Raw genomic sequence first — 14,925 nt, forward strand, 5'->3', positions numbered from 1 at the left:
GGGATAATGTAAAAAGTAATTGGTAGAGACATAGAAATCTTTGTAATAGAAGCGAATGCCTGATGATATTACTGAGGAAAGGTGCATATTTTCATTGATATGTAAATATGCACCTTTTCTATTGTATTTGCAATTTAATAAAGTTAATTTGAATTTATGTAACGCACATATATGAAGCCATCTTTTAAAAAGGAAGTGATTTATCATACACATTCAAGCTGTGAAAATACCAAAGAATATTGAAAGTCATTTGTTTAAGCAACTTAGTAACTTAGTTTCAAATGAGAAGAAAGAACGAATGAAGCGTTTATTAAACTCATGCGACGTTAATAGGACTCTGATAGGGGATTTACTAATCCGATCTCTAATCTGCCAAAAGTATAAAATTAATAATGAAGAAATTAGATTTAAATATAATGAGTATGGAAAACCTTTTGTTGAAAATTTTTCTGACTTTCATTTTAATCTGTCACATTCAGGAGAATGGGTGATTTGTACTACTGCTAATTTTAATGTGGGTATTGATATAGAAAAGGTTTCAGAGATAGAGGTTCTTAAATTAGCAAAAGAATTTTTTTCAGCGGATGAATTTTATGATATATCTAATATGAATTTTGATGAACAAATTAATTGTTTTTTTGATTTATGGACATTAAAAGAAAGCTATATAAAAACGATTGGAAAAGGGCTTTATACCCCATTAAATTCATTCTCTATAAAAAAAGAATCACGAACTTTAATTTCATACAAGAATATACCTAAAAACTTTTACTTTAAACAATATAACATTGATCCAAATTATAAGTTATCTGCTTGTGCAACAAGGGATGAATTTCCGCAAGAGATAATAATTAAAGACATTTATGCAATTTGCCAAAATATATACAAATTTGAAAGTAAGGAGAAAATCAATGCAGAAGACTAAACTTTTTTGCTTTCCACATGCTGGGGGATCTGCTTTTAGTTACGCAAAATGGAAAAATTACTTTAATCCATATATTGAGGTAGTCCCGATAGAATTAGCTGGTAGAGGATATAGAATTGAAGAAAGCTTGTACCAAGGTATGGAAGAGGCCGTAAATGATGCCTACACTAGTATAGTTAAGCAAATAGACGCTTCACCGTACATTCTATTCGGGCATAGCATGGGGAGTTTGATTGCTTATGAAGTAGCTAGAAAAATACAGGGTTCTAATAACGAATTACCTGAATTTCTTGTTTTGTCCGGTAGAAACCATCCAAATAGTAAAATAAAAAATATCCGATATAATCTTCCTAATGAACAATTTAAAAGAGAAGTTATTGCAATGGGAGGTACACCATCTGGGGTACTTCAATCAGAAGAATTAATGGAGATTTTTCTCCCTATTTTAAGAGCAGATTTTAAGATTGTCGAGACATATATTCATGAAAATAATATACAACCATGTGATATTGATTTTCTTATATTTAATGGGAAAAATGATGAATTTACTACATATGATCAAGTAATAAAATGGAAGCAATATACAAGTAAAACGTGTACTTTTCATTCTTTTGAAGGTAGTCATTTCTTTCTAAATGAAAATATTGAAGAAATAGCAAAGAGTATTATAGGAAAATTAAATTCTAAAAGATTATCAACTAGTTTTTAGGATTTTTCTAAGTATGCTCATGCCTAAGAAACAAAAATATGAAAGATGAAAAATACAGGCATTGCTGAAATATTGTTGAATATATGCATAGAAGCCTAAACGAACTGTTTAAAGGTAGAAACTCTAAGCAAAATGTACATGAATTAACTTTAGTTTAAGCTGGCTTTACCTATAATACCATCAAGATTCCTTATTATACTTAGTACAAAGTACACAACAGTTAGAGAGGCTGTATGTAAAGCAAATGAATATGTGAAGTGAAAAGGCCGACTCTTATAATTATGAGTGGGCCTTTTGGTTTTATGGATATCAAATTAGTGAGCAACATTTCAAAGGGTATCTTGTGATATAACTAAGTAGAATTTTTTAAACAAGGGGATGATGAGATGAATAAATTGAAGGGGAAAATTGCATTAGTAACAGGGGCTAGTAGAGGAATAGGCCGAAGTATTGCATTACATTTGGCACATGCTGGTGCGTTAGTCGTTGTTCACTATAGTAAAAGAAAAGAAGAAGCAGAAAGTGTAGTGGATAAAATTAAACAAGATGGCGGTTCCGCATTTGCGATTCGTGCAGACTTAAGTACTTTTAATGGCATTAATAACTTGTATTCAATGATGGATCAATCTCTTCAAAAATATATAGGTAATACTACATTTGATATCCTTGTAAACAACGCTGGAATTGGGCAGGTTTTAACATTAGAGGAATCTACAGAGGAGTCTTTTGATGAGGTTATGAATATTAATGTGAAAGCTCCATTTTTCATTATTCAGAAGGCTTTGCCACGTTTAAAAGATGGGGGACGGATTATAAATATTTCGTCTTTTGTCACAAGGGTAGCCTCCCCAAGTGTTTTTGCCTACAGTATATCTAAGGGGGCAATAAATACACTCACTCATACTTTAGCTCAACAACTTGGTGTTCGTGGTATTACAGTAAATGCAATTCTCCCAGGCATAATTAACACAGAAATGAATGCTGAGACATTGGGCAACCAAGATGGACAAAAATATGCTGCAGGTTTATCGACCTTTAATAGGTGGGGAGAACCTAATGATATAGCTGATATTGTAGGTTTTCTTTCATCATCAGACAGTCGTTGGATAACTGGTGAGTTAATTGATGCAAGTGGTGGATCTTGCTTATAATATTAGAGGAAAAGCCAACTTAAATTAAGTTGACTTTGCAATTCTATTATTTGTTTGTTAAACCAGTGAACTATGTACCATTTTTTAGTTCTTAGAATAGTCACCTTGAGATGGGGCCAAATGTAGTAAGTCAATCAGGGGAGAGAACTAATTATGCTTTAGTATGATTTATGATAAGTATAAATGGTAAAAAGCAATGAATATGCACAATTTCATATGTAAATAGGTACTTTTTGTTAACTCTTTTAAAGGGAAGGAAATGTATGAAATTATTATGATAGAATCAATTTGTATTAAATCGAAAGGGGATGAGAGTATGCTAAAAAGAATGATTATAGGAGTTTCATCATTATTAGTGGGAGCAACAGTTGGCTTAGCGACTGATGTATCCGCAGCACCTGCACCACCATTAACATCATTAAATGTGGTAAAAGTTGAATCTCAATTAGGCGGGGTTGAATTTATTGGTCCTAATAATTTAAGTACAGCTAAAGATCACGGAGGGAGCTATTTATACATTTATACAAATGAAATGGGATATGGTAGAAATCCAATTGCTCAAATGAGTGGTCAAAAACTAAAAAAAGTAGATTCTAAGATGATTGATATAAATGGGGATAGAACAGTGGATGGATGGGAATATAAATGGGATGCTTCAGGACAGCAAAATGGGCAATTTAAATATCAAAATACATCTACAAATGCACCTTGGAATACATTATCTACGTCATTAAATATTAAATAAACTAACAGAAGAATTCGATGTTATTTTTTTATGTTTGTTATATATGTAACGTTTGGATACCTAAAGGAGTCTACGTTTTTAAGTAGGCTCTTTCTAACTAATGATAAGATATCAGCAAATAGATAAACTATTTTTTCTAATCGACAAATTAAAAGTTTACATAACATTTTTCTGGTAAACAATTCTAGGTTTAATAGTGTAATCAATAAAGTAAGGAAATCTTTCATAAAATCAATTAAGTTATTTAGTGGGTCTTTCATCATAAATATCTAAAACTACATATTTATGAAATTTTATAAAATTTTCACTTTATATTTAGTCTTAAATCATACGATTTTAATACAAAATACTATAATTTGATTAGTAATAGCAGTGAAAAAAACATTAAATATATCTAGATTTTAAAGCTAATGTTACTTTATTACGTAATTTGTTTAAAGGGATATATAGGGTTATTATTCAATGTAACTAAAATAATTTAAAAGGAGATAGGAAGTTATGTTTAAAGTAAAAACAAGGGGAAAAATAAAAGAAATTGTTATGGTTTCAACGGCTTGTACCATGTTGTCAATGTATGGAGCACCAATTTCTAGTACAGAGGCAGCAACCCGATCTCATGCCCCATCAGTTTATGTAACACCACAGAATACTGCTGCTTCAGATATTATTAGCATAGACTGGTCACCAGTCCAAACAGCACCTTATACATATTGGGCTGTGCATAACTGGAATCAGGGAGGAGAAGGTGGTGGTTATGCGGGCTTCCAACAACAAAGTGGTTTTGATCAATTCGGTAAACGTACCCTTCACTTTGCGCTTTGGGATCCAATAGCATCAAACCAAGCAATAAAAGCTGAATATTTATCGCCGACTTCAGAAGCCAGTAGATTTGGTGGAGAAGGAACAGGTCTAAAGGTACAAACAACTTATAATTGGAAAGATAGTGAATGGTATCGAATGACTCTACGTTCTTGGCAAGAAGATGGCCATACAAAGTTTGGCCAGTGGATAAAAGATAATAAATTAAATCAATGGAAGTTAGTTGCTATTATGGATCATCCAGTTGCAAATGTGGCATTTAACTATGGTTTATCGATGTTTCAAGAGGACTGGGCTGGTAATGGACAAGATGTAAGAGAAGCACGTCTTAAAAATGGATACAGCAGAAAAGTTTCAGATAAACAATGGAATTCTTGGAATAATCAGCGTATCTCTGGGCAACATGATACGTCCTATCAATACGATGGAGGAGCAACTTCAGAATATCTATGGGTTAGGGCAGGAGGAAATACTCAATCAACTATTGGTACTGGAAAAACCTTTAATATAAATCAGCCTAGTCAACCAGAAATGGGAAATTTAGATTTTGATATTCAAAATACTCGCTTTGAAGATGGAAAATTAAATGTTTCATGGAAATTGAAAGAACAAAGTACTCCACAGTTTAAAGGGAAAATTGAAATCTATGACAATGAAAAGTTAATGGGACAACCTTTGAAAGTAATCGATAATATTAAGTCTTACAAAACTGAGGTAAGTCAAACTATGCAATTGCCTCAAACGGCTTTTGCTAAAATTACATTAACAGACATATTTGATCGAACTGTAGAGAAAAAAGTAGAAATTACAAATGGAAATTCTGATATTTTAGTAGGGAACCAATTTGCATGGTCCCTAAAAGGATATAGTGATCGAGAAATTGCAAAAGTAGATTATAATAAAACAGCAGAAGAGCTGAAAATCAAATTAGAAGCTGGTGTGCCGCATTCTTATTTCAATAGCACATATGCAAGTATTAAAGTCCAGAACTCATCTGGTAGCGTTTTGTACAATAAGGAAATTATGGGAAATAGACAACAAAATGCTGAAACCCAAACAGTACCTGTAAAAGTAGGAGATTATTTAGAATTCACTCATATAGAAGGGGAAGCAGCAAAGGAAAAAACACGCGCAACATTAACGAATCTTGAAAATAATAAAAATGAGACTATTGGAAAGTCAGCAAGGTATGAGGTTACAAAAGAGGGATTAAAGAAAGTAGAAAAAATGCCAGAGACAACAATTCTAGATGGAAAACAATTTGCATGGTCCCTAAAAGGATATAGTGATCGAGAAATTGCAAAAGTAGATTATAATAAAACAGCAGAAGAGCTGAAAATCAAATTAGAAGCTGGTGTGCCGCATTCTTATTTCAATAGCACATATGCAAGTATTAAAGTCCAGAATTCATCTGGTAGCGTTTTGTACAATAAGGAAATTATGGGAAATAGACAACAAAATGCTGAAACCCAAACAGTACCTGTAAAAGAGGGAGATTATATAGAATTTACTCATATAGAAGGGGAAGTGGCGAAGGAAAAAACACGAGCGACTTTAACTAACCTTGAGAATGGAAAACAGGAATATATAGGAAAGAAAAGAACATATCGGGTTACATCTACAGGTTTAATCAGACAATAGACGTATTAAAAAGTTGGGGGAATCCCCAACTTTTTTTATCATTTTAGTCAAGAGGATTCCTTCTTCAAGGAATGCGAAGTGAGTAGGTGGAGATAAACTGGCTTCGAATAACGGATAGCAGGAAGCTTTATCAATAAGTATGCAAATATTTTAAAAACTAATTTTTATACAAAAAGTGTATACTTATGACAAAAAAGTTTCGTTAAACCAATAATTTTGTTTTGGGTAAATTTAAGGTGCGTAATTAATATGCATTTTTCGAGAAAAATTCATAATTATGTCAAATTTTCTTCATTTACATGACCATGAACGTGGTATAAAAATGAAGCATATCCAAAATTATTAAAGGAGCTGAAAAAATGATTAAAAAACTTATTATTGGTTCTATTTTTTTAGGAACAGCAATAGGAGTAAGTAAACCTACATTTGCTTCAACAAATGATTCTCCATCACAGTTTCAAGATAGGGAAATGCCCAAGTTCAATCAATACCATCACCATGGCAGTATTTAGGGCAAACCTCTAGGGAACTTCAAATTAAAACTAAGGATCCAAAAGTGCTTGCTTTTGAATTAGCAAAAGAGGCTCCATTTTACGAAGATGAATTAGTGGATGTGTGTTCTGCAATCTTAAGAGAAAATGTAAATGTAGTATATTGGACAAGTAAGGAATGGGCTAGATTTGAAGTAGGAAATTACGAGTTTAAACATGAAATGAAAATTTATAGAGATAAAGAACGTCAGCAATTAATTACTTCACTAGAATCATAAAAAAAATAGAAGCTATCTTTAGTAAGATATGCATCCAATGTAGACAGGAAAAGAAAGCACATAAAACTGTTTCGATATTGGAAAGTAAACTAAAAAAACAAGTATAATTACTTGTTTTTTTTAGGTACAGTAATTATTTAGAAGGCTTAGCTTGTGCATGGTCACCTACATTAATTGGATAACCATAATCCGCTCTACAACATGATTGGGATACAAAAGCTAGAAAGATATCAATCCATTTATTTTTAAATTGAATTAATATTCCTCCGTCATGGTATGATTCGTTATATTTTGAAAAATCATTTCACAAGCAATATGTAATACTTTATGGGAACATTATTAAATTTGAACGATATTAACAGAACTTTGTTGATAATTAGCTAAAAAAGTATTGTACGATTAAATACATTGTGTTACATTTGTGTTACAAAACTATTACTCAATGTTATTATTGTTTCGTTAATGTTTCTTGTTGTTTCTGTAATGTTACGAAATTTATAGATGTTTTATGTGTATAGGAGTGTGTGTAGTAAAGAGTCTGAGTTGAAAATAAGTGCACACTTTAAATTTCCTTTCTGTCTGAATGAAGAAGACTACCAACTAATTAAGGGGTTTAAAGTAAAAACTTTAAATAAAATGTGCTTCCTTTCCCACACACAATTTAGTACATATTTAAAGTACAGTCTAGTTGCTACACAGACTCTTGTACATATAAACATTAAGGTGAAATAGAGATAAGGATTTATTACATAAAAAGCATTACTTAGCTAAACGTAAAAATATTATCTGTGCATTTTGATAAAATGTTAAAATGCCTAGATGATATTTTTTAGAAGATTTCTTGGATATGTTTATGAATAACAATTTCTAATACTTAATGATTCTCTACTACTGAAATATCCAATAATTTATGTAATTGGATTTATAAGGTGTATGTACATTCACTTATATAGGGAAAATGAGGTTTTTCATATGAAGTATAGTTATAAAGTTTTTATATTTATTTGGACAATTATTTTATTGTTTTTTCTACTTTATTATGGTTACAGTGAATTTTCCGACACCGAGCAGGTGCCAGTCATAACAATCAAAAAATAGAAGTGAAAAATATTGAGAAAACCAAATGAGATAAAAATAGATACAGTAGAAAGACTACTACAGGAAGTAATTAATCGTACGAAGTTAGATGAAATATTGGAAATAAAAAACTTTAATGGAAAATATGTTGATTGCTGCTTGGGGAGAAAATTGTAGATATCACAATTGGTATAAAGATATTCATGAGTTATTCAGAGGTTACGATTTACACTGCCTTAGGAAAAAAAGATAGGTTTCCGAGACACCCTTTATATTTAAGTAACGATTCAAGCTAATAGATTACATAAAATCAGAGCGGATTGTGCATCGTCTTATTCGAACTACAAGAAACCATAAACGAACAAGTAAAGCGGGACTTAGAGTAAACTGTAATGGTGAAACAGGAGGAGACGCATGGGTGTGGTGTTCAATTTGTCATGAAGAACATCCCGTTCTTTTCTGATATGTTTCAATATAATCAAGGAAACCCCTATCATTCCTTACCATTATGTCAGCACACATATATGGTATACGCTCATTTAACAGAGAATTATGTAGGGGAAGATTTATTTCTTCTGCAAAGTGCTGCAGCATTCCATGATACAGGTAAACCGTTTTGCCGTGTATTTAAAAAGCTCAAAGGGTACCATTCGTATTATGGTCACGAATATGTCAGTACTCACATCGCTTGCCACTTTTTAATGGAACTTGGTTTCGAATAGGAGTTTATTGAGAAAGTATTAATGATTACAGAGTTTCATATGAAGATGTTACATGGCGGGGAAGAGGCAGCACGTGAAATCTATCATTACTGCGGTGATGAGATGCTTACGAAATTATATTTTTTCCGAGATGCAGATGCATTTGCGAAGTAAAGAAGGGAAAAAATGCTTGTAAATATCCACGAACATTGCACGTTCCTTGGTCGATAGGGGTAACAAGTGATGACCGTGTTCTACAAAATATGGACGGATTTGAAACTCAAGAAGTAATCGTACTAGAAAAGTTAGATGGTGAAAATACATCCCTTTATAAAGATGCTATTCATGCAAGGTCGTTATCAAGTGGTCATCACCCATCGAGAACATGGGTAAAAACGTTACAAGGAAGTATGGGGTATAGAATTCCAGAAGGATGGCGTATATGTGGTGAAAATGTATATGCTTGTCATAGCATTCACTACACAGCACTGACTTCCTATTTTTATGTCTTTTCAATATGGAATGAGAAAAATGAATGTTTATCGTGGGATGCAACAGTTGCATGGTGTAAAAAGTTAGGCCTTGCACACGTTCCAGTGTTATATCGTGGCCCCTATAATGAAAAGGTAATTCGTTCGTGCTACAACGGTACTTCACTCTTTGGAGGGATTCAGGAAGGGTATGTACTTAGATTAACGGATGCGTTTCACTATAATGATTTTTCAAAATCCGTAGGGAAATTTGTTCAAAAAGACCATGTGCAATCCAATCAGCACTGGATGACACAAGCGGTTATCCCCAATAAATTAGCAAAATAAAAACACGCAATTCCAAATGGAACTGCGTGTTTTTTCGTTTTCTAACATCATTTGACGTTCATGTATGGTTACTCTTATCAGAGAATATACTCCCTAACACGGAAAACTATTAATTTATTAGTTTTTATTCGTAACTTTTAAAGTATCTAATACGACTTTAGTCGCGTCAGCAATAAGCTTATCATTATATTCTGCATCTTCTTTATCATGATTAGAAAGGATGGCAAGAACAATTGGCTTTTTGTTTGGTGGCCAAATAATCGCAATATCATTCCTTGTTCCATAAGATCCTGCGCCTGTTTTATCAGCTACTTCCCATCCTTTTGGTACGCCCGCACGAATCAACTTATCACCAGTCGTATTTCTCTTCATCCAATCTACTAATAATTCACGTTTCTCTGTTGGAAGTGCAGATCCTAATGTAAATGATTGAAGTGTCTTAGCGATCGCTTCTGGTGTACTGGTATCGCGCGTTTCTCCAGGATGTACTTCATTTAATTCAGGTTCAAATCGTTCAGATTTAGTAACCGTATCTCCTGTTTCTCTCAAGATTTTTTCAAATGCGGATGGACCACCTAATTTTTTAAGAATTAAATTATGTGCCGTACTGTCACTATATCGAACAGAAGCATCTGCAAGTTCTTTTAACGTCATTCCTGTATCCACATGCTTTTCTGTAATTGGATTATAATTAGAAAGGTCTTCACGCGTATACGTAATCCTTTCATCAAGAGCTTCTATTGAGTTCTGACGTAAAAGAGCTCCCGCTGCTAATGATTTAGATGTAGAGGCAAATGCAAAACGATCATTTGGATGATAAGCAACAGTTTGATTTGTACCTGTATCCAGAGCATAAATACCAAGCTTAGCATTATATTCTTTTTCAAGCTTAGCAAAAGAATCATGACCTGTATTTTCTTGTTTAATTTGCTTTATTTGTTTTGTTTGCTTAGGTGATTCAGATGGAGTATTACTATTAGAACACCCTATTAGTGTTACACATGAAAGTAATACGACAGGTACAATCTTTTTGTAGGTAAAGAACTTGTTTAAAACGTACATGAATTTTCAACCTCTTTCAACAATATATGGATTTTGTTTTGGTATTTTAAATACCGATGTTAATTAAAGTGGGTGTTGGATACCAATACTTCTGAAGTTGAATTTTAACAGGATAAGCAGAACCAAAGCGTTTATATGAATGAACGGTTACTGTTTAGGGTGTTTCTTTTTTGCTTACACTTGTAATAGTTTACCTGTGAAAGTATTAAACTCGTAACATTTAAATGAAGTATTTCAATACACACTTTTTTTACATCACTTTACTTTTGGGAATAATAAGTCCTTTCATATTTTTAGGAATACACATAATAGACACTCTAAGTAATAAATTTGTTCCATTTTAACTTGGTGAACGGTAAAGAAAATACAATGAATTGTAAATGAAACCTGTACGGGAGTATAGTACAGTGCATATGAAAAACCCCTCAATGCTATCTCTGAAAAAATCATAATTCTCGGCTTTATAAACTGTATTTTCAAAAACATTGCGAGCTTGTAAGAAAAATGAAAGGTAATTCAATATGAGATAAACAACCTTACTACTACAATGAAAAACAGAATTATTCTTAAAAATCATGAGATACGATATCAAGTTATTTGCGTGTTTAATATATTTGACCAAATATTCCAGTTTCAATAGGAAAAGTCGAATCAGACCATTAACGAATGGTATATTATTCGTATTTTGGAAAAGTCAAAATGTAGACAAGCATCTTCTATCAAATCTCATTCTTAGTGTGTACATTTGGAGGGGATTTCTCATATGAAATTAGTAAAAGTAACAGATGTTAGTTAGGAGAAAGATGATAATGTTAACAAATTCTATGGGAAGGTGAAGAAAGAAGGTAGCGTAGGTCTATTCCTACGTGTATATCATTTAGATAAAAAAGGTGTAACAGCTTGGGAGGAAGTGCAGGAAGACGAGCTTCCTAAGAAAGTAAAAAAAAAACTAGGTGTGAAATAATCATTTATTTGTGATGGTGGATTCTCCTACGTCGAGGGTTTGCCGTTTTTTATTATATGTTATGTTGTAATTTTTTATATGAAGTATATTGAAAAGATAGGGTAGATCTTCTGGAATGATATTTCCATAATTAATAATTTGTACGTTAACCTTTCCATTATTACTAATTCCTTTTGTATCAACAAATTTCCCCACATATCCCTTTGTACCAATATCTTTTAAAGTACGTATAAAAAATGCCCTTTATCTTATCTTTATCTTATCTTTACCTTATCTTTAAATTTTTATATTAAACTTGAAACCTTAAAGTATTGATGTTTGAGTCTAAAAAGGGCGGGAGATAGATGTTCATTACATAGTTTGTAAATAACCAATTACCTTTGAAAAATTGAATTTTTTATACGAGGAGGAATATATGAAGGATACAAGTAAAAAACAAATTATAAAAGTGTTCCTTATTAGTATTTTAGGCTTAGGAATAATACTTGGAATGCTTTATTTTAATCATAAAACCAATATTCAACAAAATAAAGCACTAGCCACCGAAAAACGTGTATTGCAATATGAGTCTACCTTAAAAAAAGAATTAGAAAAATATAATTTAGGAGAGAAAACTGCAGTTTTATTAGGAATTATGTACCAAGAGAGTAGAGGTGAGGGAAACGACCCTATGCAGTCATCCGAATCACTTGGATTAAAACCAAATGAAATTCAAGAGACAAGCTTGAGCATTAAACAAGGGGTAAAACACTTTGCTAAAATGTACAAATATGGAACGGACAAGGATGTTAGCATGGATACAATTATTCAAAGCTATAATATGGGGCCAGGGTATATTGATTTTATTGCTAGTCAAGAAGTTAAACAACACTCGGAGGATTCAGCCAAAACGTTTTCTAAGATGAAGGTTGATCAAAATCCAGCGATGTATACTTGTGGTGGAAATAAAAATAATTTTAGGTATCCATATTGTTATGGTGATTTCACATATGCCACAAAGGTAAATGAAAAAACAAAACTTATTGAAGAACTTCTTCGAAATGTACATATCTCTTCTAAATAAGTTGCAGAATGAAATATAATGATACCATCAGTTATTAACAATAATATCTAAGAAAAAAACTACTTTCTTTCTTAATTCACAAAATTTTCAAAAATAAATTCCGTGGATGTCAATATTTGTTATATAGTATATTTGTCAAAGCATTACCCCTAAAGTTTCTAAAGTCAAGCTGTAAGATAGTTTGTTTGTTTGGCCCGTATTTTCACCTTAAAATAAAAAAACTTGTAGAGATTCCTGCAAGTTCTTTTTGTTTTAAGGGTTAAAAGTGGATTTTAAATATAGTTGCAATTTTTTGAGGGGGAAAAGTAAATGTTTATAAAAACAGAAAGATTATTAATACGAAAATTTGAGTTCAAAGATTGGCAAGCTGTTCATGAGTATACATCAGATATCAATGTTATGAAATACATACCTGAAGGGGTTTTTACTGAAGAAAATACAAGGAACTTTGTGAATGAAAACATTGGTGAAAACGCTAAGAACTTTCCTGTAGTATTAATTAATAAAGATATTCTGATTGGTCATATAGTTTTTCATAAATATTTTGGTGAGCATACATATGAGATTGGTTGGGTGTTCAATCCAAAATACTTCAATAAAGGATATGCTTCTGAAGCAGCACAAGCTACATTGAAATATGGCTTTAAGGAAATGAAATTACATAGGATTATAGCTACATGTCAGCCACAAAATATTCCATCATATCGAGTGATGGAGAAGATTGGAATGAGAAGAGAAGGCTATTTTAGGAAGTGTATACCACATGGGAATGAATGGTGGGATGAATATTATTACGCTATTTTAGAAGAAGAGTAGTTTTTTAGAACGCACTATTTAAAACGGCAGATTAAAAACAAGTAGGTTATATTTCTTCTGCATATGTTATGAAAATAGTATAATTTAAGAACCCACAATGAAGATAATTACTGATAAAGATATGGTAGTGATGAGATCAGTTGTAGGTTTTGGTGAAAAAAAGTTATCAAACTTGGACATACTAATACTATTCCTCTACAAAGGCTTATAAACGGTATGAAAACAAAACAGTTGTTCAAGTGTAAGAATTTTGAGCCTAACTTTATTTTGTAAATAGTGAGATGATACATGCGGTACAACTTGAATCTTCGTAAAGAAGTATTTCTACATGTATATTACACTGAAAAAAAGTGCAATAGCTTGGGAAGATGTGAAGATAGACGAGTTTCCAACAAAAGTAAATAAAAAAATAAATATGAAATGATTAGTTACTTGGTGCGGATTATGTTGGTCAAGATAACAAAATGTATTCAGTTATTCCTGTTGGATGGGGTGAAAAAAATAATCTTTGGGCTGAAGAGAAAAACGTAGGCGTGCAATCTAATGAGAATAATCCAAATAATTACAAGCCTCAAATAAACGAAGGCAAGAATATTGAAACGAATGATAAGCCCGCATCTAGTACAGCAGGTATAAAGGCAGATAATAAGCCCGAAGAAGCTACTACCAATTGTAAACCTAATAATAAAGAAGTTGAACAATATCATAATAAGGAACAGCAACATAAGGAAGTAGAAGGATTTAAGCCGAGCGATGCAGACATGGAGCGTATTAAACGACAAGAAGACCGGTGGAATACACCATCAGGTGGTGTTGGTGCTACATGGCAAGAAGAAATGAAAAAACAGAAATAAAATAACATACCTATTATACGGATTAAGTGAATTTAAAGTGGAAAATTTATAGTCTTTATTATATTTCATTATATTCATTCTATAAAATTCAAAAAGATTTCCCAGCACCCTGTCTATTAAAAAACATTAATATTGTTTTTGATATTGTCTTATAAGAAGGAATTCATTTAAGATATTAATTGAACATATTGATTGGGAGGATGTTAGAAATGGAATTAAATAATGTGGATGGAATTAGTATAGAAAAAAGTACAAGTATTAACATGGAAGAAATGGAGTTATTGTTACTAGCTGATCCCTCAACAGAAGTAGTTAATGGATATCTTAAAAAGGGAGATTGTTTTGTTTTAAAAAAAGGTGCTGTTACTGTAGGTATTATGATTTTAATTCCTACCCGAACAGAAACGATTGAGATTATAAATATAGCAGTTTCCGAAAAAGAGCAAGGAAAAGGATATGGGAAATATTTACTTGGGTTTGCTATAGACTATGCTAAAAAAGAAGAATATAAAACTATAGAAATAGGCACAGGAAATTCTAGTTTAATGCAACTAGGCCTTTATCAAAAATGTGGTTTTAGAATAACCAGTGTGGATAAGGACTTTTTCTTACGAAATTATAATGAAGAAATATATGAAAATGGTATTCAATGTATGGATATGATTAGGTTAACGCAAAATTTATAAAAATTATTTGTACATAAAAATCGCAACCCCCATTAAATGTAGAGGGTTGCAATTTTTTTGATGTAAAGCGTCATTATGATTTTTGGGTAGCATTAAGGAGTTTATGTATTTGAGAATTATTACAA

12 protein-coding genes and 4 pseudogenes are annotated in these 14,925 nt (G+C 31.9%); 14 read left to right on the top strand and 2 right to left on the bottom strand.

What is annotated here, in order from left to right; genetic code table 11:
* Positions 1–220 precede the first annotated feature (220 nt).
* From NZ044_RS12210 to NZ044_RS12235, 6 genes and pseudogenes are all read left to right on the top strand, one after another.
* A complete protein-coding gene (locus tag NZ044_RS12210; RefSeq protein ID WP_098505534.1) occupies positions 221–925 on the top strand; it encodes a 4'-phosphopantetheinyl transferase family protein in 705 nt (234 codons plus the stop codon).
* On the top strand, positions 912–1,634 hold the full coding sequence (locus NZ044_RS12215) for a thioesterase II family protein (RefSeq protein ID WP_098505535.1): 723 nt from the start codon (positions 912–914) through the stop codon (positions 1,632–1,634). The genes NZ044_RS12210 and NZ044_RS12215 overlap by 14 nt, the downstream gene beginning before the upstream one ends.
* A gap of 386 nt (positions 1,635–2,020) precedes the next feature.
* Positions 2,021–2,785, top strand: a complete 765-nt coding sequence (locus NZ044_RS12220) for an SDR family oxidoreductase (protein ID WP_001037508.1) — start codon at positions 2,021–2,023, stop codon at positions 2,783–2,785.
* A 259-nt stretch (positions 2,786–3,044) separates the two neighbouring features.
* Positions 3,045–3,530: a DUF4879 domain-containing protein gene (locus NZ044_RS12225; protein WP_000272949.1), complete on the top strand. Its 486-nt coding sequence runs from the start codon at positions 3,045–3,047 to the stop codon at positions 3,528–3,530.
* A 498-nt stretch (positions 3,531–4,028) separates the two neighbouring features.
* Positions 4,029–5,990 (top strand): DUF3472 domain-containing protein, encoded by a 1,962-nt coding sequence (locus NZ044_RS12230; protein WP_000477422.1) that lies wholly within the window; start codon positions 4,029–4,031, stop codon positions 5,988–5,990.
* A gap of 359 nt (positions 5,991–6,349) precedes the next feature.
* Positions 6,350–6,759: pseudogene (locus NZ044_RS12235) on the top strand (hypothetical protein).
* A gap of 133 nt (positions 6,760–6,892) precedes the next feature.
* On the opposite strand, the pseudogene NZ044_RS12240 reads toward NZ044_RS12235, so the two are convergent.
* Positions 6,893–7,048, bottom strand: a pseudogene (locus NZ044_RS12240) (DUF2278 family protein); the annotation flags it as partial.
* A gap of 1,225 nt (positions 7,049–8,273) precedes the next feature.
* Here NZ044_RS12240 and NZ044_RS12245 point away from each other — a divergent pair.
* From NZ044_RS12245 to NZ044_RS12255, 3 genes are read left to right on the top strand one after another with little or no spacing between them, the layout of a single operon-like run.
* Positions 8,274–8,558 carry a hypothetical protein gene (locus NZ044_RS12245; RefSeq protein ID WP_000790078.1) on the top strand — a complete coding sequence of 95 codons (285 nt, stop codon included), beginning with the start codon at positions 8,274–8,276 and terminating at the stop codon, positions 8,556–8,558.
* Between the two features lie 39 nt (positions 8,559–8,597).
* Positions 8,598–8,711, top strand: coding sequence for a metal-dependent phosphohydrolase (locus NZ044_RS12250; RefSeq protein WP_223697791.1), 114 nt, complete (start codon positions 8,598–8,600; stop codon positions 8,709–8,711).
* A gap of 35 nt (positions 8,712–8,746) precedes the next feature.
* Positions 8,747–9,355, top strand: a complete 609-nt coding sequence (locus NZ044_RS12255; protein ID WP_086412987.1) for an RNA ligase family protein — start codon at positions 8,747–8,749, stop codon at positions 9,353–9,355.
* 117 nt (positions 9,356–9,472) lie between these two features.
* On the opposite strand, the gene blaIII is transcribed toward NZ044_RS12255, so the two are convergent.
* Positions 9,473–10,417, bottom strand: coding sequence for a class A beta-lactamase BlaIII (blaIII, locus tag NZ044_RS12260; protein WP_016077704.1), 945 nt, complete (start codon positions 10,415–10,417; stop codon positions 9,473–9,475).
* Positions 10,418–11,276: 859 nt separating this feature from the next.
* Between blaIII and NZ044_RS12265 the strand changes: the two are divergent.
* From NZ044_RS12265 to NZ044_RS12285, 5 genes and pseudogenes are all read left to right on the top strand, one after another.
* A pseudogene (locus tag NZ044_RS12265) lies at positions 11,277–11,381 on the top strand (YxeA family protein); the annotation flags it as partial.
* Positions 11,382–11,796: 415 nt separating this feature from the next.
* Positions 11,797–12,444 carry a lysozyme family protein gene (locus tag NZ044_RS12270; protein ID WP_000655722.1) on the top strand — a complete coding sequence of 216 codons (648 nt, stop codon included), beginning with the start codon at positions 11,797–11,799 and terminating at the stop codon, positions 12,442–12,444.
* 309 nt (positions 12,445–12,753) lie between these two features.
* The gene (locus NZ044_RS12275; protein WP_000470152.1) at positions 12,754–13,260 is read left to right on the top strand and encodes a GNAT family N-acetyltransferase; all 507 of its coding nucleotides are present in this window, start codon (positions 12,754–12,756) and stop codon (positions 13,258–13,260) included.
* A 428-nt stretch (positions 13,261–13,688) separates the two neighbouring features.
* Positions 13,689–14,114: pseudogene (locus tag NZ044_RS12280) on the top strand (hypothetical protein); the annotation flags it as partial.
* Between the two features lie 209 nt (positions 14,115–14,323).
* Positions 14,324–14,800 carry a GNAT family N-acetyltransferase gene (locus NZ044_RS12285; protein WP_000422453.1) on the top strand — a complete coding sequence of 159 codons (477 nt, stop codon included), beginning with the start codon at positions 14,324–14,326 and terminating at the stop codon, positions 14,798–14,800.
* The last annotated feature ends 125 nt before the right edge of the window (positions 14,801–14,925 follow it).

This window comes from Bacillus sp. FSL K6-1338, assembly GCF_038006965.1.
Taxonomy (GTDB): domain Bacteria; phylum Bacillota; class Bacilli; order Bacillales; family Bacillaceae_G; genus Bacillus_A; species Bacillus_A thuringiensis_S.

What these genes read in the sequence shown, in the direction of transcription:
- NZ044_RS12215 (WP_098505535.1), top strand. Translation starts at nt 912, where the DNA reads ATGCAGAAGACTAAACTTTTTTGCTTTCCACATGCTGGGGGATCTGCT.
- NZ044_RS12220 (WP_001037508.1), top strand. Translation starts at nt 2,021, where the DNA reads ATGAATAAATTGAAGGGGAAAATTGCATTAGTAACAGGGGCTAGTAGA.
- NZ044_RS12225 (WP_000272949.1), top strand. Translation starts at nt 3,045, where the DNA reads ATGTATGAAATTATTATGATAGAATCAATTTGTATTAAATCGAAAGGG.
- NZ044_RS12230 (WP_000477422.1), top strand. Translation starts at nt 4,029, where the DNA reads ATGTTTAAAGTAAAAACAAGGGGAAAAATAAAAGAAATTGTTATGGTT.
- NZ044_RS12245 (WP_000790078.1), top strand. Translation starts at nt 8,274, where the DNA reads ATGAAGAACATCCCGTTCTTTTCTGATATGTTTCAATATAATCAAGGA.
- NZ044_RS12250 (WP_223697791.1), top strand. Translation starts at nt 8,598, where the DNA reads ATGAAGATGTTACATGGCGGGGAAGAGGCAGCACGTGAAATCTATCAT.
- blaIII (WP_016077704.1), bottom strand. Translation starts at nt 10,417, where the DNA reads ATGTACGTTTTAAACAAGTTCTTTACCTACAAAAAGATTGTACCTGTC.
- NZ044_RS12270 (WP_000655722.1), top strand. Translation starts at nt 11,797, where the DNA reads ATGAAGGATACAAGTAAAAAACAAATTATAAAAGTGTTCCTTATTAGT.
- NZ044_RS12275 (WP_000470152.1), top strand. Translation starts at nt 12,754, where the DNA reads ATGTTTATAAAAACAGAAAGATTATTAATACGAAAATTTGAGTTCAAA.
- NZ044_RS12285 (WP_000422453.1), top strand. Translation starts at nt 14,324, where the DNA reads ATGGAATTAAATAATGTGGATGGAATTAGTATAGAAAAAAGTACAAGT.